The sequence below is a fragment of the Enterobacter sp. ENT02 genome (assembly GCF_019219165.1).
Classification (GTDB): domain Bacteria; phylum Pseudomonadota; class Gammaproteobacteria; order Enterobacterales; family Enterobacteriaceae; genus Enterobacter; species Enterobacter mori.
Genome location: NZ_JAHUWD010000001.1, coordinates 611101 through 629326, shown reverse-complemented (window position 1 = coordinate 629326; position 18226 = coordinate 611101). Strand labels below are relative to the sequence as shown.

At 55.9% G+C, this 18226-nt stretch carries 19 protein-coding genes; 11 read left to right on the top strand and 8 right to left on the bottom strand.

Annotated elements, in window-relative coordinates; translation table 11 throughout:
* Positions 1–69 precede the first annotated feature (69 nt).
* Complete coding sequence (locus KW829_RS02820; RefSeq protein ID WP_089598184.1) at positions 70–1653, top strand: MFS transporter; 1584 nt, start codon at positions 70–72, stop codon at positions 1651–1653.
* 4 nt (positions 1654–1657) lie between these two features.
* Positions 1658–2797, top strand: coding sequence for a glycoside hydrolase family 105 protein (locus KW829_RS02815; protein ID WP_120158050.1), 1140 nt, complete (start codon positions 1658–1660; stop codon positions 2795–2797).
* Between the two features lie 75 nt (positions 2798–2872).
* Here KW829_RS02815 and argS read toward each other — a convergent pair whose 3' ends face one another.
* Positions 2873–4606 (bottom strand): arginine--tRNA ligase, encoded by a 1734-nt coding sequence (gene argS, locus KW829_RS02810; RefSeq protein ID WP_010432547.1) that lies wholly within the window; start codon positions 4604–4606, stop codon positions 2873–2875.
* A 239-nt stretch (positions 4607–4845) separates the two neighbouring features.
* On the opposite strand from argS, the gene KW829_RS02805 reads away from it, so the two are divergent.
* Positions 4846–5406 (top strand): VOC family protein, encoded by a 561-nt coding sequence (locus tag KW829_RS02805; protein WP_218307549.1) that lies wholly within the window; start codon positions 4846–4848, stop codon positions 5404–5406.
* Between the two features lie 78 nt (positions 5407–5484).
* Positions 5485–6228, top strand: a complete 744-nt coding sequence (cutC, locus tag KW829_RS02800) for a copper homeostasis protein CutC (RefSeq protein ID WP_218307548.1) — start codon at positions 5485–5487, stop codon at positions 6226–6228.
* Positions 6229–6490: 262 nt separating this feature from the next.
* On the opposite strand, the gene cmoB is transcribed toward cutC, so the two are convergent.
* Genes cmoB through KW829_RS02775 form a run of 5 tightly spaced genes read right to left on the bottom strand, consistent with a single transcriptional unit; the run spans position 6491 to position 10072 of the window.
* The gene (cmoB, locus tag KW829_RS02795) at positions 6491–7462 is read right to left on the bottom strand and encodes a tRNA 5-methoxyuridine(34)/uridine 5-oxyacetic acid(34) synthase CmoB (protein WP_218307547.1); all 972 of its coding nucleotides are present in this window, start codon (positions 7460–7462) and stop codon (positions 6491–6493) included.
* Positions 7459–8202, bottom strand: a complete 744-nt coding sequence (cmoA, locus tag KW829_RS02790; RefSeq protein ID WP_010432559.1) for a carboxy-S-adenosyl-L-methionine synthase CmoA — start codon at positions 8200–8202, stop codon at positions 7459–7461. Before cmoA ends, cmoB begins: the two co-directional genes overlap by 4 nt.
* A gap of 40 nt (positions 8203–8242) precedes the next feature.
* Positions 8243–8638 (bottom strand): MAPEG family protein, encoded by a 396-nt coding sequence (locus KW829_RS02785; protein WP_010432562.1) that lies wholly within the window; start codon positions 8636–8638, stop codon positions 8243–8245.
* A gap of 52 nt (positions 8639–8690) precedes the next feature.
* Entirely contained in the window at positions 8691–9509 is an 819-nt protein-coding gene (locus KW829_RS02780) for a DUF72 domain-containing protein (protein WP_218307546.1), read from the bottom strand.
* Positions 9506–10072, bottom strand: a complete 567-nt coding sequence (locus tag KW829_RS02775; protein WP_100166021.1) for a hydrolase — start codon at positions 10070–10072, stop codon at positions 9506–9508. The genes KW829_RS02780 and KW829_RS02775 overlap by 4 nt, the downstream gene beginning before the upstream one ends.
* Before the next feature lie 264 nt (positions 10073–10336).
* Between KW829_RS02775 and aspS the strand changes: the two genes are divergently transcribed.
* The 6 genes from aspS (at position 10337) to ruvB (ending at position 15593) form a co-directional block, all read left to right on the top strand.
* Positions 10337–12109: an aspartate--tRNA ligase gene (gene aspS, locus KW829_RS02770; RefSeq protein WP_010432570.1), complete on the top strand. Its 1773-nt coding sequence runs from the start codon at positions 10337–10339 to the stop codon at positions 12107–12109.
* Position 12110: 1 nt separating this feature from the next.
* Positions 12111–12554, top strand: a complete 444-nt coding sequence (gene nudB / locus KW829_RS02765; RefSeq protein WP_010432572.1) for a dihydroneopterin triphosphate diphosphatase — start codon at positions 12111–12113, stop codon at positions 12552–12554.
* A gap of 27 nt (positions 12555–12581) precedes the next feature.
* On the top strand, positions 12582–13322 hold the full coding sequence (locus KW829_RS02760; protein WP_010432574.1) for a YebC/PmpR family DNA-binding transcriptional regulator: 741 nt from the start codon (positions 12582–12584) through the stop codon (positions 13320–13322).
* Positions 13323–13356: 34 nt separating this feature from the next.
* Positions 13357–13878 carry a crossover junction endodeoxyribonuclease RuvC gene (gene ruvC, locus KW829_RS02755; RefSeq protein WP_003859749.1) on the top strand — a complete coding sequence of 174 codons (522 nt, stop codon included), beginning with the start codon at positions 13357–13359 and terminating at the stop codon, positions 13876–13878.
* A gap of 81 nt (positions 13879–13959) precedes the next feature.
* Positions 13960–14574, top strand: coding sequence for a Holliday junction branch migration protein RuvA (ruvA, locus tag KW829_RS02750; RefSeq protein WP_010432577.1), 615 nt, complete (start codon positions 13960–13962; stop codon positions 14572–14574).
* An 8-nt stretch (positions 14575–14582) separates the two neighbouring features.
* Positions 14583–15593, top strand: a complete 1011-nt coding sequence (ruvB, locus tag KW829_RS02745) for a Holliday junction branch migration DNA helicase RuvB (protein WP_010432579.1) — start codon at positions 14583–14585, stop codon at positions 15591–15593.
* Positions 15594–15652: 59 nt separating this feature from the next.
* Here the strand turns inward: ruvB and znuB are convergent, their stop codons facing one another.
* On the bottom strand, positions 15653–16438 hold the full coding sequence (znuB, locus tag KW829_RS02740) for a zinc ABC transporter permease subunit ZnuB (RefSeq protein WP_010432581.1): 786 nt from the start codon (positions 16436–16438) through the stop codon (positions 15653–15655).
* On the bottom strand, positions 16435–17190 hold the full coding sequence (gene znuC / locus KW829_RS02735; RefSeq protein ID WP_089598190.1) for a zinc ABC transporter ATP-binding protein ZnuC: 756 nt from the start codon (positions 17188–17190) through the stop codon (positions 16435–16437). The genes znuB and znuC overlap by 4 nt, the downstream gene beginning before the upstream one ends.
* 77 nt (positions 17191–17267) lie before the next feature.
* Between znuC and znuA the strand changes: the two genes are divergently transcribed.
* Entirely contained in the window at positions 17268–18212 is a 945-nt protein-coding gene (gene znuA, locus KW829_RS02730) for a zinc ABC transporter substrate-binding protein ZnuA (protein WP_218307545.1), read from the top strand.
* Positions 18213–18226 lie beyond the last annotated feature (14 nt).

Here is an 18226-nt window from a genome sequence, read left to right as displayed (position 1 = left end):
GCCGTGTAAAAACTCCCGGACGAGGTTTGCTTACAGGGAGTCTCCCAAAACTGATTAGGGTTGACGGCAATGAAAACACGTAAAATTGGACTCGCAAATTATCTTGCTTACGGGTCAGGTGATTTCCTCGGCGCGGGTACCACTGCGCTGACGGCGGCCTGGCTTTTGTATTTTTATACCACCTTCTGTGGACTCACACCGATTGAAGCAACGTTCATCTTTGCCGCCGCAAGGGTGCTGGATGCCGTTGTCAGCCCGCTGATGGGCTTTTTGACCGATAACTTTGGTACAACCTGGCTCGGCAAGCGCTTTGGTCGCCGTAAGTTCTTTATCCTGCTGGGGATTCCGTGCGTGTTCAGCTACTCGCTGATGTGGGTAGGGGACATGAGCTTCTGGTACTACCTGCTGACCTATCTGGTGTTTGATATTGTCTACACCATGATTCTGGTGCCGTACGAAACGCTGGTACCGGAAATGACCGATGACTTTAAACAGAAAACCAAGTTCTCCGGGGCGCGTATCTCTATGGCGCAGATGTCCGCCATTCTGGCTTCCTTCCTGCCGGGGATCCTGCTGACCCATTTCGGGAAAGACAACGCGGTTTCCTTTTTCTACGCAAGCCTGGTTTTCTCCGTGCTTTGCGCGCTGATGCTGACCTTCGTTTGGTTCTTTACCTGGGAGCGCCCGCGTGAGGAGTGGTCTGAAGCGGCGCTGCGTGCCGAAGAGGAGAAGAAGAAGCTGACGCTGGGCCAGAGCCTGAACCGTCTGTTCGTGGAGTTAAGCTCGACGCTGCGTATCAAGATTTTCCGCCAGCATCTGGGTATGTACCTCGGTGGATACATCGCGCAGGACGTCTTTAACGCGGTGTTCACTTACTACGTGGTGTTCGTACTGATGCAGGAAGCCTCTATGGCGTCCAACCTGCTGGGCACGATGGCCATCTTCCAGTTCCTGGCCGTAATCGGGATGATCCCGCTGTGCATTCGCTTCGGGCCTGCACCGTCTTACCGCATGGTGGTGGTGCTGTTTGGTCTGGCATCAATTTCTTACGCCGTGCTCTACTACGCGGGTCTGAGCGACGTTTACTCTCTGCTGTTGCTGATCTCTGCGGTGGCGGGCCTCGGTCGCGGCGGTATCAACTACGTCCCGTGGAACACCTACACCTACATTGCCGACGTGGATGAAGTGATCACCGGCCAGCGCCGCGAGGGGATCTTCGCGGGCATCATGACCCTGACCCGTAAGGCGTCACAGGCCGGTGCGGTGATGCTGGTGGGCATCGTGATGCAGATGTCCGGCTTTGTCAGCGGTCAGAAAGTGCAGCCTGCGGAAGTGAGCCACACGATTCTGATGATCCTGAGCGTGGGCACCATTCTGGTGCTGTTCTGCGGCTTCCTCGTTTCCCTGCGCTTCAAGCTCAATTTGCAGACCCACAGCACGCTGCGCGAAGAGACCGCCAAAATGCGCGAGTCCGGCCGGGCGATGCCAGAAGCCGCTACGCCACAGGCCCGCGAGACAGTGGAAATGCTGGCCGGCATACCTTACGAGTCACTGTGGGGCAACAACAATATTGGTTATCTGAATCGTAATAAACCGGCGGCACCTTCGCTGAAGGATCGCGCGGTACTGAATTCGACATACAACAGAGGTTAAGATGATGAAAGTTTGGCCTGTCAAACATAGCCCGTTACTGCGTCAACCCGAGCGCTTTATCGCCCGGGACGAGCTGAAGTCGCTGATTCAAAAGGTGACGCATAACCTGGTCAATATCCACGACAAAACGGGGCAATTTTTGCTGCGGCTGGACGACGGGCGCGTAATCGACACCAAAGGCTGGGCCGGATGGGAATGGACGCACGGCGTCGGCCTGTATGGGATCTGGCAGTACTACTGCCAGACCGGCGACGACGTTATGCGCGAGATTATCGACGGCTGGTTTGCCGACCGTTTTGCGGAAGGCGCAACCACCAAAAACGTGAATACCATGTCGCCGTTCCTGACGCTGGCCTATCGCTACGAAGAGACGAAAAACCCGGCCTGGCTGCCGTGGCTGGAAAGCTGGGCGGAATGGGCGATGAATGAGATGCCGCGCACCGAACACGGTGGCATGCAGCACATCACCCTCGCGGAAGAGAACCATCAGCAGATGTGGGACGATACGCTGATGATGACGGTTTTGCCGCTGGCGAAAATCGGCAAGCTGCTCAATAAGCCGGAGTACGTTGAAGAGGCGGTCTATCAGTTCCTGCTGCACGTGCAAAACCTGATGGATCGGGAGACCGGCCTGTGGTTCCACGGCTGGAGCTACGACGGCAACCATAACTTCGCCAATGCCCGCTGGGCGCGCGGCAACAGCTGGCTCACTATCGTGATCCCGGACTTCCTCGAGCTGGTAGATCTGCCGGAAAACAACGCCGTGCGACGCTATCTGGTGCAGGTGCTGAACGCGCAGGTTGCGGCGCTGGCGAAATGTCAGGATGAGAGTGGGCTGTGGCATACGCTGCTCGACGATCCTAATTCGTATCTTGAAGCATCGGCTACCGCCGGGTTTGCTTACGGCATCCTGAAGGCGGTGCGCAAGCGTTACGTTGGCGCGGAGTATGCCGAAGTGGCAGAAAAAGCGATTCGCGGTATCGTGAAAAATATCTCGCCGGAAGGGGAACTGCTGCAAACGTCATTCGGTACGGGGATGGGAAGCGATCTTGAGTTTTATCGCCAGATCCCGCTGACGTCGATGCCATACGGGCAGGCGATGGCGATACTGTGTCTGACGGAGTATTTGCGGAAATACTTCTGAACCTGTCGATATCCCCGGTGGCGCTGCGCTTACCGGGGCTACAAAACAAAACCCGGCTTGCGCCGGGTTTTGTTTTTACATACGTTCTACGGTTTCGATACCCAGGGTATCCAGACCCAGCTTCAGGGTCTTCGCCGTCAGCTGCGCCAGCTTCAGGCGGCTGTTGCGAACCGCTTCGCTTTCTGCCGACAGGATAGGGCAGTGCTCGTAGAAGCCGGAGAACAGACCCGCCAGGTCGTACAGGTAAGCACACATCACGTGCGGCGTACCGTCACGCGCCACAACCGTCAGCGTTTCTTCAAACTGCAGCAGACGCGCTGCCAGCTGCGCTTCACGATCTTCGGTAATATTCACCGTGGCGTTCGCCAGCACGCTTTCGTCGATATTGGCTTTACGGAATACGGAGAGCACGCGGGTGTAGGCATACTGCATATAGGGTGCAGTGTTGCCTTCGAATGCCAGCATGTTATCCCAGTCGAAGATATAGTCGGTGGTACGGTTCTTGGACAGATCCGCGTATTTCACCGCGCCGATACCGACAGCGTTAGCCAGTTTTTCCAGCTCGTCGGCAGGCATGTCAGGGTTCTTCTCCGCGACCAGGCGACGGGCGCGTTCCAGCGCTTCGTCCAGCAGGTCGGAGAGCTTAACGGTGCCGCCCGCGCGGGTTTTGAACGGCTTACCGTCTTTACCCAGCATCATGCCGAACATGTGGTGTTCCAGCGGTACGGAATCCGGCACGTAACCGGCTTTACGCACGATGGTCCATGCCTGCATCAGGTGCTGGTGCTGGCGGGAGTCGATGTAATACAGCACGCGGTCAGCATGCAGGGTTTCGTAACGGTATTTCGCACAGGCGATATCGGTGGTGGTGTAAAGATAGCCGCCATCCTTTTTCTGGATGATGACGCCCATCGGTTCGCCTTCCTTGTTTTTGTACTCATCAAGGAATACCACCGTTGCACCTTCGCTCTCTACCGCCAGACCTTTGGCTTTCAGGTCTGCCACAATGCCAGGCAGCATTGGGTTGTAGAGGCTTTCACCCATCACGTCGTCGCGGGTCAGGGTGACGTTCAGGCGGTTATAGGTCAGCTGGTTCTGGGACATGGTGATGTCAACCAGCTTGCGCCACATCTCGAGGAAGTATGTGTCGCCGCCCTGCAGTTTTACTACGTAGCTGCGCGCGCGCTCGGCAAAGGCTTCGTCTTCGTCGTAGTGTTTTTTGGCTTCACGGTAGAACCCTTCCAGGTCCGCCAGTGCCATCTCGCCTGCGTTTTCCTGCTGCTGTTTTTCCAGGTAAGCAATCAGCATACCGAACTGGGTTCCCCAGTCGCCTACGTGGTTCGCACGGATCACTTTATGGCCGAGGAATTCATTGGTACGCACAGAGGCGTCGCCGATAATGGTGGAGCGCAAGTGGCCGACGTGCATCTCTTTCGCCACGTTTGGCGCGGAGTAGTCGATCACGATGGTCTGCGCCTTCGGCTGGGAAACGCCCAGACGGTCTGATTTCAGCGCCGCGTCAACGTGGCTTGCCAGGAACGCAGGCTCCAGGAAGATGTTGATAAAGCCTGGACCGGCGATTTCAGTCTTACTGGCAATCCCGGTGAGATCCAGATGCGTCAGTACCTGCTCAGCGAGTTGTCGCGGCGGCATGCCCAGTTTTTTAGCCACTGCCATCACGCCATTAGCCTGATAGTCGCCAAACTGTACTTTTGCTGACTGACGAACTTGCGGTTCGCAATCCGCAGGCGCACCTGCGGCAATCAGTGCCTGACTGACTTTTTCTGAGAGAAGAGCCTGAATATTCACCTGGATACCTTACGTTTTTGGTGCGGGGGAACAACGACCCGCGCCCGTTAAAGAATTTAGGGCGGGAGTATACTGCAAATGCCCTCTGGCGTCAGCATTGCGGGGGCTGAAGATAGTACAGAATCCAGGCTAAGAAGGTGTGCATAATCATGCAGTCGTAAAAACCCTTATTCTGCGGTTGGTCGAAAGAGGGGAACAGAGTAAATTAGCGGCTTTGCGACATGATAAGAGACTGACGTATGGCGAACTGGCAAACCATTGACGAACTGCATGATATTTCCGCAGATTTACCGCGCTTCACTCAGGCGTTCACAGAACTTGCCACCCGCCTTGGTCTGGATATCGCGCCGCTTGAGGCCGATCACATCTCTCTGCGCTGTCATCAGAATGCGACAGCCGAGCGCTGGCGTCGCGGTTTCGAGCACTGCGGTGAACTGCTTTCTGAGAATATCATTAACGGTCGCCCAATCTGCCTGTTCAAACTGCATGAACCGGTGCGTGTCTCGCACTGGCAGTTCACCGTTGTTGAACTGCCGTGGCCGGGCGAAAAACGCTATCCGCATGAAGGCTGGGAGCACATCGAAATTGTATTGCCAGGCGAGCCTGAAACGCTGAATGCGCGCGCGCTGGCGCTGTTATCGGACTCGGGCTTAAGCCAGCCGGGTATCTATGTGAAAACGAGTTCACCAAAAGGTGAGCGCGAGCGTTTACCCAATCCCACGCTTGCCGTTACTGACGGACAGGTCACGGTGAAGTTTCATCCGTGGACGATCGAACAGATCGTTGCCAGTGAAGCGTAAGAGTTGTGAGTTCAGGCCGGGACCGAAAAGGGATGGCGTGACATGATGGTTCGTTGAGTGGAAATTAAGGAGGATTAAATGGCGCTGCTGGAGATTTGTTGTTACAGCGTGGAGTGTGCCGTGACCGCGCAGGAGAAGGGTGCAGATCGCATTGAACTGTGCGCGGCACCGAAAGAGGGCGGGCTGACGCCCTCCTGCGGGGTGTTGAAGTCTGCCCGTCAGGCCGTCACGATTCCCGTTCACCCGATTATTCGTCCGCGCGGCGGTGATTTTTGTTACACGGCGGGCGAGTTCAGTGCCATGCTTGATGATATCGCGCTCGTTCGGGAACTGGGGTTCCCGGGGCTGGTAACCGGTCTGCTGGATGAAGACGGCAATATTGATATACCGCGCATGCGTCAGGTCATGAGCGCCGCGCAGGGGCTGGCCGTCACTTTTCATCGTGCATTTGATATGTGTAAAGATCCGCTTCAGGCCTTTGAAACGCTTGGAGAACTTGGCGTGGCGCGCATTTTGACATCGGGTCAGCAGTCGTCAGCTGAAAAAGGACTGCAATTAATTACGGAACTAAAAGCACATTCCGGTGTTCCAATAATCATGGCGGGCGCAGGAGTACGCGCCAGCAATCTGGAACTGTTTTTAGACGCAGGGGTAGAAGAGCTTCACAGCTCGGCAGGTCAATGGATACCGTCACCCATGCGTTATCGCAATACAGGGTTGTCTATGTCGACGGATGCTGAAGCGGATGAGTACTCACGCTACGGTGTAGATGGAGAGTCGGTTGCGGTAATGAAATCGTTGATTGAACGTCATCACGTGTAGCAACGTACCGATTTTTACCGCGCATCATGTCGCCCAATATGATGCTTGCTTGTACCAGGCCCCTGCAATTTCAACAGGGGCCTTTTTTTCTCCTTCATATTTCAAGCCGCAGCTGCGTTGGCCGCCTCGCTCACCCCGGTCACTTACTGATGTAAGCTCCCGGGGATTCGCTGCGTTGCCGCCTTGCTGCAACTTGAACTATTTCGGAGAAAACGTGCTACGAGTAGGCCGGGTAAGGCGTAGCCGCCACCCGGCTAAAAGGCTAGGGCTTCGTTGCAATCAACACCGCACGCATCGGGGCAGGATAGCCTTCAATGGTTTTGCTGTGGTCGGCCGAGTCGAGGAACTGCTCTAGCGATTCGGTGATCATCCAGTCGGTGCGGCGCTGTTCTTCGAGAGAGGTCACGCTGACATCCGCAATCCGCACATCCACAAACCCGCATTTTTCCAGCCAGTTCTTCAGCGCCAGCGCGGAAGGGATGAAATAGACGTTACGCATCTGCGCGTAGCGATCGCCCGGCACCAGAACGGCATGTTCATCACCGTCAATCACCAGCGTTTCCAGCACCAGTTCGCCGCCGCTGACCAGCTGATCTTTCAGTTGCCAGAGATGTTCAAGCGGGGAACGACGGTGGTACAGCACGCCCATGGAGAAGACGGTATCAAAGGCTTTCAGGGCAGGGAGTTGCTCAATGCCCAGCGGCAGCAGGTGCGCGCGCTGGTCGTTGCCCAGCAGTTTACGCACCGCTTCAAACTGGCACAGGAACAGCTGCATCGGGTCGATACCGACGGCCAGATGGGCACCTGCGCCAATCATGCGCCACATGTGGTAACCGCTGCCGCAGCCCACGTCCAGAATGGTACGCCCGCTCAGGTCTGAAAGATGTGGCAGAACGCGATCCCATTTCCAGTCTGAGCGCCATTCGGTATTAATGTCCACACCGTACAGCGAGAACGGCCCTTTGCGCCACGGCATCAGGTTACGCATCAGGGTCTCGATGCGGTTTATCTGCCCGGCAGGGAGCGGCTCTTTACTTTCCGCCGTCACGCTGTGCAGCAGATCCAGGCGGTGCGGCGTCAGTTCCGGCAGAAACTCCACCGCGTTGGACCACTGCTTAAGCAGCCCATGCTGCTGATCGCGCTGCCAGGTGGCGATTTGCGCAGGCAGGGTTTCCAGCCAGTAGGAGAGGTGATTTTTTGCAATCAGCTGATAGAAGTTGCCGAACTCAATCATGCTGCATCCTCAGCTTTCAGCGCCACCAGAGAGCCAAAGTTAAAGCACTGGAACCACAGTTCACTGTGCTCAAATCCCGCTTTGCGCAGGCGCGCCTTGTGGGTTTCAACGGAGTCCGTCAGCATCACGTTTTCGAGCATGCTGCGCTTCTGGCTGATCTCCAGCTCGCTGTAGCCGTTCGCACGCTTGAAATCGTGGTGCATGTTGAACAGCAGTTCGCCTACGTTAGCGTCTTCAAAGCTAAACTTCTCTGAGAGCACCAGCGCGCCGCCGGGATTCAGACCTTTATAAATTTTGTCCAGCAGCAGCTGGCGGTCTTCAGGTACCAGGAACTGCAGGGTAAAATTCAGTACCACCATCGACGCGTTTTTGATCTCGATATCACGAATATCGCCTTCCACCACCTCGACAGGGGTGGGCGCTTTATAGGCGTCAATGTGGCGTCGACAGCGTTCGACCATGGCCGGAGAGTTATCGACGGCAATGATTTTGCAGTCATCCTGACGTACGTTACGACGGATCGACAGCGTTGCCGCGCCGAGCGAACAGCCCAGATCATAGACCTGCGTGCCGGGTTGAACGAAACGTTCAGCCAGCATGCCGATCATAGAAATAATATTGGAGTAACCGGGAACAGAGCGCTGGATCATATCCGGGAAGACTTCGGCTACCCGTTCATCAAAGGTCCAGTCGCCCAGGCTGGCGATAGGCGCGGAAAAAAGCGTGTCGCGATCTGACATAACGTAAAAATCCGGGAAAAATAAAGGGGCGTATTGTGCGCTAACGGAAGGAGAAAACCAACTCCCACGGCATATACCAAAGGTTAGCCAGCACCATCAGCACAAGCGAACACCAGGTCGCGCTCATGCCGGAACGACGCCAGCGAAATACGCGGTGGTGGTAGCCGTAATAATGCATTAACCGACCCGCAATCAGGAGCAGGCCGCAGACGTGCACCATCCAGGTTTCTGCCCCGTTCATTTCCATAAACAGCAGCAGGATCAGCGCGACGGGAATGTATTCAACCGCGTTACCGTGAATGCGAATGGCGCTCTGCAGTTCGGAAAAACCACCGTCACCGTAGGAGACGCGGTATTGCATTCTCAGGCGCACAACATCAAATGAAAACTTAATCAGCAGTAATGCACCTAACACCGCATACAGCGCGCTGACCATACAAACTCCCTGTTATTTGGCAGATGGCACCTCTCTATGATAAGTGCCTTCCTCAAAAAAGAGAAGATTGTTGTGGAATAGAAGGGGCGCTGCCGACGGACGGTACCGCGGCCTGCAAGGCCTGCCAGAGAGCATCGACCAGTTCGGGAGCCTGGGCAATGTCGGGAGTGTGCAGGAAAAGATAGGGCGTGGTCGTTTGTTCCCATTTCGCTAACGTTTGCAGCCAGACGGCGAACATATCCTGATTTTGCTGCATGTTATCGCTGCCGATGAACCTGACCATTGGATTTTGCGCGGTCACGATGGCGTGCACCGGAACTTTTGGCTTCTTGCGCTGGGCATCCACAATAGCCTCATTATGAGGAATTGCGCTGTGTACCGGGCGGCTATCGAGGATCACCCGGTTAATGGAACGTTCAAGAAGACCGCGATTGAGCGTGCGTTCGGCCTCACCTTTCGCAAAGAAGTCCTGGTGTCGGACTTCTACGCCATAGGTGAATTCACGGGGCAGAACATCCAGAAACTGCCACAGCGCGGGCAAATCGCGTGGGCCAAAGGTTGCGGGAAGCTGGAGCCAGTATTGGCCAATTCGGTTGGCCAGCGGGGACATGCGCGTAAAGAACTCTTCGGTTAAGTCACCGCAGTTACGCAGCGCGGCGTTGTGGGAGATAGTCGCCGGAAATTTAAAGCAGAAGCGAAACGCGTCCGTGGTTTGTTCCCGCCAGCGCTCAACAATCTCTGCTTTGGGGAGCGCGTACAGCGTGGTATTACCCTCGACACAGTTGAAGTGTCGGGCATACTCTTCAAGGCTGGTGATGCCCAGACGCACCCATTTCGGGTGCGACCACTGGGGCAGGCCCACGTATATCATAAGGCGCTTAAAATCTCGCTTGTGCTACGTACGCGACCGATGCGCGGGAAGATGTGGGTCATGCTGCCCTGATGCTGCTCCGCAGATGCCGCGCTGCAGGCATCTTCGGCGATCACCAGATTAAAACCCAGCTCCCAGGCGTTGCGGGCCGTTGACTCCACGCCGATGTTGGTGGAGATCCCGCACAGGATAATGGTGTCGATCCCGCGACGGCGTAGCTGCAGCTCCAGATCGGTGCCGTAGAACGCGCCCCACTGGCGTTTGGTGACTTCGATATCGCTGTCGCGTTTGCCGAGCGAGAGAGGATATGTCCACCAGTTGTCCGGCAATGCGTGCGCGGCAGCCTGTGCGTCAACCGGCTGTTTCAACGCTTCGGCGAAATCCGCTGACCAGCCGACGCGCACCATGATAACAGGCGCACCGCTGGCACGGCATTTTTCCGCGAGACGGGCCGCACGGCTGACCACATCGTCAGCGGTATGTGGGCCACCGGCAAAGGGAAGGATCCCTTCCTGTAAATCAATCACTACAAGTGCAGTTTTGGTGGCATCAAGTGTCAACATAGTAACTCCAGTTAAATGAATAGCTTCGGCTACACCTTACGACGTGATTGCCTGTTATCGGTCGGATAATTTTGTTAATTTTTGTGAGAATACGCAATAAGAGTGCAGCAAACGAGCGCCAGGCCGCGCTTCTCTCTTATCGTCCGGCGGAATTTCCAGTATAATAGCCGCCTTTTTTCATCCAGTTGTGACATACAGAAAGCTGCGACATCGTGGCCTGCAAGACAGGCGACAATCAGCCTGCGGCTAATTAAGGGATATCTCATGCGTACAGAATATTGCGGGCAGCTGCGTCAGTCCCACGTCGGGCAGCAGGTTACCCTGTGTGGTTGGGTCAACCGTCGTCGTGATCTTGGTAGCCTTATCTTCATCGATATGCGCGACCGCGAAGGTATCGTTCAGGTGTTCTTCGATCCGGATCGTGCAGAGGCGTTGAAGCTGGCTTCTGAACTGCGTAATGAGTTTTGCATTCAGGTCACCGGCACCGTGCGTGCGCGTGACGAAAAAAACGTTAACGCAGACATGGCGACCGGTGCGATTGAAGTCCTGGCGTCTGACCTCGTTATCATCAACCGTGCTGAAGCGTTGCCGCTGGACTCAAACCACGTCAACACTGAAGAAGCGCGTCTTAAGTATCGTTACCTGGATCTGCGTCGCCCGGAGATGGCTCAGCGCCTGAAAACCCGTGCGAAAATCACCAGCCTGGTGCGTCGTTTTATGGATGACCACGGTTTCCTCGATATCGAAACCCCGATGCTGACCAAAGCCACGCCGGAAGGCGCGCGCGATTATCTGGTTCCGTCCCGCGTTCATAAAGGCAAATTCTACGCGCTGCCACAGTCTCCTCAGCTGTTCAAACAGCTGCTGATGATGTCCGGCTTCGACCGTTACTATCAGATCGTAAAATGCTTCCGCGACGAAGACCTGCGCGCTGACCGCCAGCCAGAATTTACCCAGATCGACGTCGAAACTTCCTTCATGACCGCCGAGCAGGTGCGTGAAGTGATGGAAGCGCTGGTGCGCGGCCTGTGGAACGACGTGAAAGGCGTTGAGCTGGGTGACTTCCCAATCATGACCTTCGCCGAAGCCGAGCGTCGTTACGGTTCTGATAAACCAGACCTGCGTAACCCGATGGAGCTGGTGGACGTGGCAGACCTGGTGAAAGCCGTTGAGTTTGCGGTATTTGCTGGCCCGGCTAACGATCCGAAAGGTCGCGTCGCGGCCCTGCGCGTTCCGGGCGGTGCGGCCCTGAGCCGTAAGCAGATCGACGACTACGGTAACTTCATTAAGATCTACGGTGCGAAAGGTCTGGCCTATATTAAAGTGACCGAACGTGCAAAAGGTCTGGAAGGTATCACCAGCCCGGTAGCGAAATTCCTGAACGCAGACATCGTGGAAGCGATCCTTGAGCGCACAGGCGCGCAGGACGGCGACATGATCTTCTTCGGCGCAGACAACAAGAAAGTCGTGGCGGATGCGATGGGCGCGCTGCGTCTGAAGCTCGGCAAAGACCTGAGCCTGACCGACGAAAACAAATGGGCGCCGCTGTGGGTTATCGACTTCCCAATGTTTGAAGACGACGGTGAAGGCGGTCTGACCGCAATGCACCACCCGTTCACCTCGCCAAAAGACATGAGTGCGGCAGAGCTGAAAGCGGCGCCGGAAGACGCGGTCGCGAACGCTTACGATATGGTTATCAACGGCTACGAAGTGGGCGGCGGTTCCGTGCGTATTCACAGCGGCGAAATGCAGCAGACCGTGTTTGGCATTCTCGGCATTAACGAGCAAGAGCAGCGCGAGAAATTCGGCTTCCTGCTGGACGCCCTGAAATACGGCACGCCTCCACACGCAGGTCTGGCATTTGGTCTTGACCGTCTGACCATGCTGCTGACCGGCACCGATAACATCCGTGATGTTATTGCCTTCCCGAAAACCACTGCTGCCGCGTGTCTGATGACCGAAGCGCCAAGCTTTGCCAACCCGGCCTCTCTGGCTGAGCTAGGCATTGAAGTGGTGAAGAAGGAAGAGAAAAACTGATATGGCATATAAGCTTCCCGTTTCTGTCCTGGTGGTCATTTATGCAGAAGACACGAAGCGGGTGCTGATGTTGCAGCGGCGCGACGATCCTGATTTTTGGCAGTCGGTTACCGGCAGTCTGGAAGAAGGGGAGACCGCGCCGCAGGCCGCCGCGCGTGAAGTAAAGGAAGAGGTCGCCATTGATGTTGCTCGCGAGCAACTGACCCTGAAGGACTGTCAGCGCACGGTGGAGTTTGAAATTTTTAGCCATTTACGTCATCGCTATGCGCCGGGTATCGAACGCAATACGGAATCGTGGTTCTGTCTTGCGCTTCCCCACGAACGGGAGATCGTGTTCACCGAACACCTGACCTACCGCTGGGTGAATGCGGCGGATGCCGCTGCACTCACCAAGTCGTGGAGCAACCGGCAGGCGATTGAAGAATTTGTAATTAACGCTGCCTGAAAAGGCGCGCTCTTTGAGGATATTTTTATGGCAGGTCATAGTAAGTGGGCCAACACCAAACACCGCAAAGCGGCACAGGATGCCAAGCGCGGTAAGATCTTTACCAAAATCATTCGCGAGCTGGTGACTGCTGCGCGTCTGGGCGGCGGTGATGCGGGTTCTAACCCACGTCTGCGTGCAGCGATCGATAAAGCGCTGTCGAACAACATGACGCGTGACACCCTGAACCGCGCAATCGCACGTGGCGTGGGCGGCGATGAAGACGCGAACATGGAAACCATCATTTATGAAGGTTACGGTCCTGGCGGTACAGCGGTAATGGTTGAATGTCTGTCTGACAACCGTAACCGTACCGTAGCAGAAGTGCGTCATGCGTTCACCAAAACCGGTGGTAACCTGGGCACTGACGGTTCCGTGGCTTACCTGTTCAGCAAAAAAGGCGTCATCTCCTTCGAGAAAGGCGACGAAGATGCGATCATGGAAGCGGCGCTGGAAGCCGGTGCAGAAGACGTGGTGACCTTTGACGACGGTGCTATCGACGTCTACACCGCGTGGGAAGAGATGGGTGCGGTACGCGACGCGCTGGAAGCGGCTGGCCTGAAAGCGGACAACGCTGAAGTCTCCATGATCCCGTCCACCAAAGCGGATATGGATGCAGAGACTGCGCCAAAACTGCTGCGTCTTATCGACATGCTCGAAGACTGCGACGACGTGCAGGAAGTGTATCACAACGGTGAAATCTCTGATGAGGTTGCAGCGACTCTCTAATGAGAGCGTATAAATCCGTTACAGGAGACGCGTGATGTCGATTATTCTCGGGATTGACCCAGGCTCACGCGTCACCGGTTATGGCGTTATCCGTCAGGTTGGACGCCAGCTAACCTACCTGGGCAGTGGCTGTATTCGCACCAAAGTCGACGATTTGCCGTCGCGTCTGAAGCTCATTTATGCGGGCGTGTCGGAGATCATCACCCAGTTTCAGCCCGACTATTTCGCCATTGAGCAGGTCTTTATGGCGAAAAACGCTGATTCGGCGCTAAAGCTCGGTCAGGCACGCGGCGTTGCCATCGTCGCTGCCGTGAACCAGGATTTGCCGGTATTCGAATATGCGGCAAGACAGGTTAAGCAGACGGTGGTGGGCATCGGTAGCGCGGAGAAAAGCCAGGTACAGCATATGGTGCGTACCTTGCTGAAGCTTCCCGCGAACCCGCAGGCCGACGCCGCCGATGCGCTGGCGATTGCGATTACCCACTGTCACGTCAGCCAGAACGCGATGCAGATGAGCGAGTCGCGGCTTAATCTGGCACGAGGCAGGTTACGATAATAAGAAATCAGGCTGGATAAACATCCAGCCTTTTTTTATTATGTCGCCAGTCAACATTTTTCCAGAACGCAGGAGCGTCACGTGATAGGCAGACTCAGAGGCATCATCATTGAAAAACAACCCCCGTTAGTGCTGCTGGAAGTGGGGGGCGTGGGCTATGAAGTCCATATGCCGATGACCTGCTTCTACGAGCTGCCGGACGCGGGCAAAGAGGCGATTGTCTTTACCCAGTTCGTGGTGCGTGAAGATGCCCAGCTGCTGTACGGCTTCAATAACAAGCAGGAACGCACCCTGTTCCGCGAGCTGATTAAAACCAACGGCGTCGGGCCGAAGCTGGCGCTGGCGATTTTATCCGGCATGTCCGCTCCACAGTTTGTGAATGCCGTTGAGCGCGAAGATCCTGCTGCGTTGATTAAACTGCCGGGTATCGGCAAGAAAACCGCCGAGCGTCTGATTGTCGAAATGAAAGACCGCTTTAAAGGTCTGCACGGCGATCTGTTTACCCCGGCGGCTGACCTGGTGCTGACGTCCCCGGGCGCGCCTGCGTCGGATGACGATGCGGAACAGGAAGCGGTTGCTGCGCTGGTGGCGCTGGGCTATAAACCTCAGGAGGCCAGCCGTATGGTGAGTAAAATTGCCAAACCGGATGCCAGCAGTGAAACCCTGATTCGTGAAGCGCTGCGCGCTGCATTGTGAGGTAAAGGATGATTGAAGCAGACCGCCTGGTATCGGCAGGCACAATTCAGGCAGATGACGTGGTCGATCGTGCGATCCGCCCAAAACTGCTTGATGAGTATATCGGCCAGCCGCAGGTTCGTTCCCAGATGGAGATCTTCATCCAGGCGGCAAAACTTCGCGGCGATGCGCTCGATCACCTGCTGATTTTTGGCCCTCCTGGTTTGGGGAAAACGACCCTGGCGAATATCGTAGCCAATGAAATGGGCGTGAATCTGCGCACCACCTCCGGTCCGGTGCTGGAGAAAGCGGGCGATCTGGCGGCAATGCTCACCAACCTTGAGCCGCACGACGTGCTGTTTATCGATGAAATCCACCGCCTGTCGCCGGTGGTGGAGGAAGTGCTCTATCCGGCGATGGAAGACTACCAGCTGGATATCATGATCGGCGAAGGTCCGGCCGCGCGCTCCATTAAAATCGATCTGCCACCGTTTACCCTGATTGGCGCCACGACGCGCGCCGGGTCGTTAACTTCTCCGCTGCGCGACCGTTTCGGTATCGTGCAGCGCCTGGAGTTTTACCAGGTGCCCGATCTCCAGCATATTGTTGGCCGTAGCGCCCGCTATATGGGTCTGGAGATGAGTGAAGAGGGCGCGTTTGAAGTGGCGAAGCGTTCCCGCGGTACGCCGCGTATCGCAAACCGCCTGCTGCGCCGCGTGCGTGACTTTGCCGAAGTGAAGCATGATGGCACGATTTCGGCAGAGATCGCCGCCCAGGCGCTGGATATGCTGAACGTCGATGCGGAAGGCTTCGATTACATGGACCGTAAGCTACTGCTGGCGGTACTGGATAAGTTCTTTGGCGGCCCGGTCGGGCTGGATAACCTGGCGGCGGCAATCGGGGAAGAGCGAGAGACGATTGAGGATGTGCTGGAGCCGTATCTGATCCAGCAGGGCTTCCTGCAGCGTACGCCGCGTGGACGTATGGCAACGGTGCGGGCGTGGAATCATTTCGGCATTACGCCACCGGCGATGCCGTAATGCATTGTTCCCTCTCCCGGTGGGAGAGGGCCAGGGTGAGGGCATCAGCACCCTCCATGTTAATTTGCGGTTTTTTTCATCATACTGAAGATAAATAATGCCGCCGCACACAGCACCACTGACGGCCCCGCTGGCGTGTCATAGAACGCCGAGAAGGTTAGCCCTCCCGTTACCGCAATCATCCCGATAATGACGGCCACACCGGCCATCTGCTCAGGCGTACGGGCGAAACGACGCGCGGTTGCCGCAGGGATGATCAGCAGTGACGTGATAATCAGCGCACCGACGAACTTCATCGCCACGCCGATGGTTAATGCCGTCACCAGCATCAGCAGCAGCTTCACGCGCTGCAGCTTCACACCGTCGACAAACGCCAGGTCCGGGCTGACGGTCATCGCCAGCAAATTACGCCACTGCCAGAGCAGAATTGCGAGCACCACCACCACGCCGATGGCGATAGAGATGAGGTCTTCCGGCGTCACGGCCAGCAGGTCGCCAAACAGGTATGCCATCAGGTCAACGCGGATATTCGACATCAGACTGACGACCACCAGACCGAGAGAGAGGGCGCTATGCGCCATAATGCCAAGCAACGTGTCTATCGCAAGATGAGGGCGTTTCTCCAGCCAGACCAGACCGGCCGCCAGCAGCAGCGTCACCACAATCACCGCGTAGAAGGGATTCACGTCCAGTAGCAGGCCAAAAGCCACCCCTAACAGAGAAGCATGGGCCAGCGTATCGCCGAAATAGGACATTCTGCGCCACACCACAAACGAGCCCAGCGGGCCCGCGGCGCAGGCAAGCATAATCCCGGCCAGCCAGCCGGGCAGTAACAGTTCAATCATGAGTGTCCGTTTCCCCGGCGCAGGACAATTCGTCCCTGTAAATCATGGCGGTGGTTATGATGATGGCGGTAAATTCCCAGCTGTTCTGCACCACGCGGGCCGAACATTGAGATGAACTCCGGGTGCATCGAGACCACTTCCGGCGTGCCGGAGCAGCAGATGTGATGATTCAGACACAGCACTTCGTCAGTTTTCGCCATCACCAGATGCAGATCGTGAGAAACCATCAACACTGCGCAATCAAGCTCACGACGAAGCTGGTCGATCAAATCATAAAGCGCAACCTGACCGTTCACATCCACGCCCTGGGTGGGTTCATCCAGCACCAGCAGCTGCGGGCTGCTCAGCAGTGCACGGGCAAGCAACACGCGCTGGGTTTCACCGCCAGAAAGCTTTTGTAACGGGGCGTCGACAAGATGACCTGCCTGCACGCGTTTCAGTGCGGGGAGGATATCGGCCTTACGGGTACCCGGGCGTAGACGCAGAAAGCGACTGACCGTCAGCGGCAGCGTGGCGTCCAGGTGTAATTTTTGCGGTACATAGCCGATGCGCAGTTTATCTTCACGTTTGATAACACCTTCATCGGGGGCTACCAAACCCAGTACCACGCGCACAAGCGTAGATTTGCCTGCGCCATTAGGGCCAAGCAGCGTCAGAATTTTGCCGGGTTTTAGATCCAGTGACACGTCAGAAAGGACGCGGCGCTGACCGAATGATACCGACACATTTTCAAGAGAAACCAAAGTCGTCATGTCAATTTAAGCTTGCAGAAGTCAACGAATGTTATAATATCACATTCCACGCATTCATTACGATGATTAGTCGCATTATGTTACATAAAAATACGCTTCTTTTCGCAGCATTATCCGCTGCGCTTTGGGGGACAACAGCACAAGATGTTAACGCCGCCGTTGTCGCTTCGCTTAAACCGCTTGGATTTATTGCCGCCGCCATTACTGATGGGGTGACTGAGACCGAGGTTCTGCTCCCGGATGGTGCATCCGAGCATGATTATGCTCTGCGTCCGTCTGATGTAAAACGCTTACAAAACGCGGACTTAGTTGTCTGGATTGGACCAGAAATGGAAGCGTTCATGCAGAAGTCGGCGAAACAGGTACCCGATGCAAAACAGGTCACTATTGCCGAACTTTCTGGCGTAACGCCGCTGCTCATGAAAGGGTCAGATGACGAGGGTGACGAACACGACCACGATCATGCTCACGACGAAAAAGGTGACGAGCATCACCATCACGGCGAGTACAATATGCATCTCTGGCTCTCCCCAGAGATAGCGCGGCTCTCGGCGGTTGCAATCCATGACAAATTAGTGGAACTTATGCCGCAAAGTCGAGTCAAACTCGACGCCAACCTGAAAGCGTTTGAGGCTCAATTAGCTGCAACCGACAAGCAGGTGGGTACCGAGCTCGCACCGCTAAAAGGAAAAGGGTATTTCGTTTTTCATGACGCCTATGGCTATTACGAAAAACACTACGGCCTGACCCCACTGGGGCACTTTACCGTTAACCCTGAAATTCAGCCTGGTGCGCAGCGTTTACATGAGATCAGAACACAGTTGGTTGAGCAAAAAGCGACGTGCGTTTTTGCTGAGCCACAGTTCAGGCCAGCGGTCGTAGAAGCCGTGGCCAGGGGAACATCCGTGCGCATGGGAACCCTTGACCCGCTAGGTACGAACATCCAGTTGAGCAAAGCGAGCTATTCGCAGTTCCTCAGCCAACTGGGGAATCAGTATGCGAGCTGCCTGAAAGGAGATTAACGAGGAAGTGAATA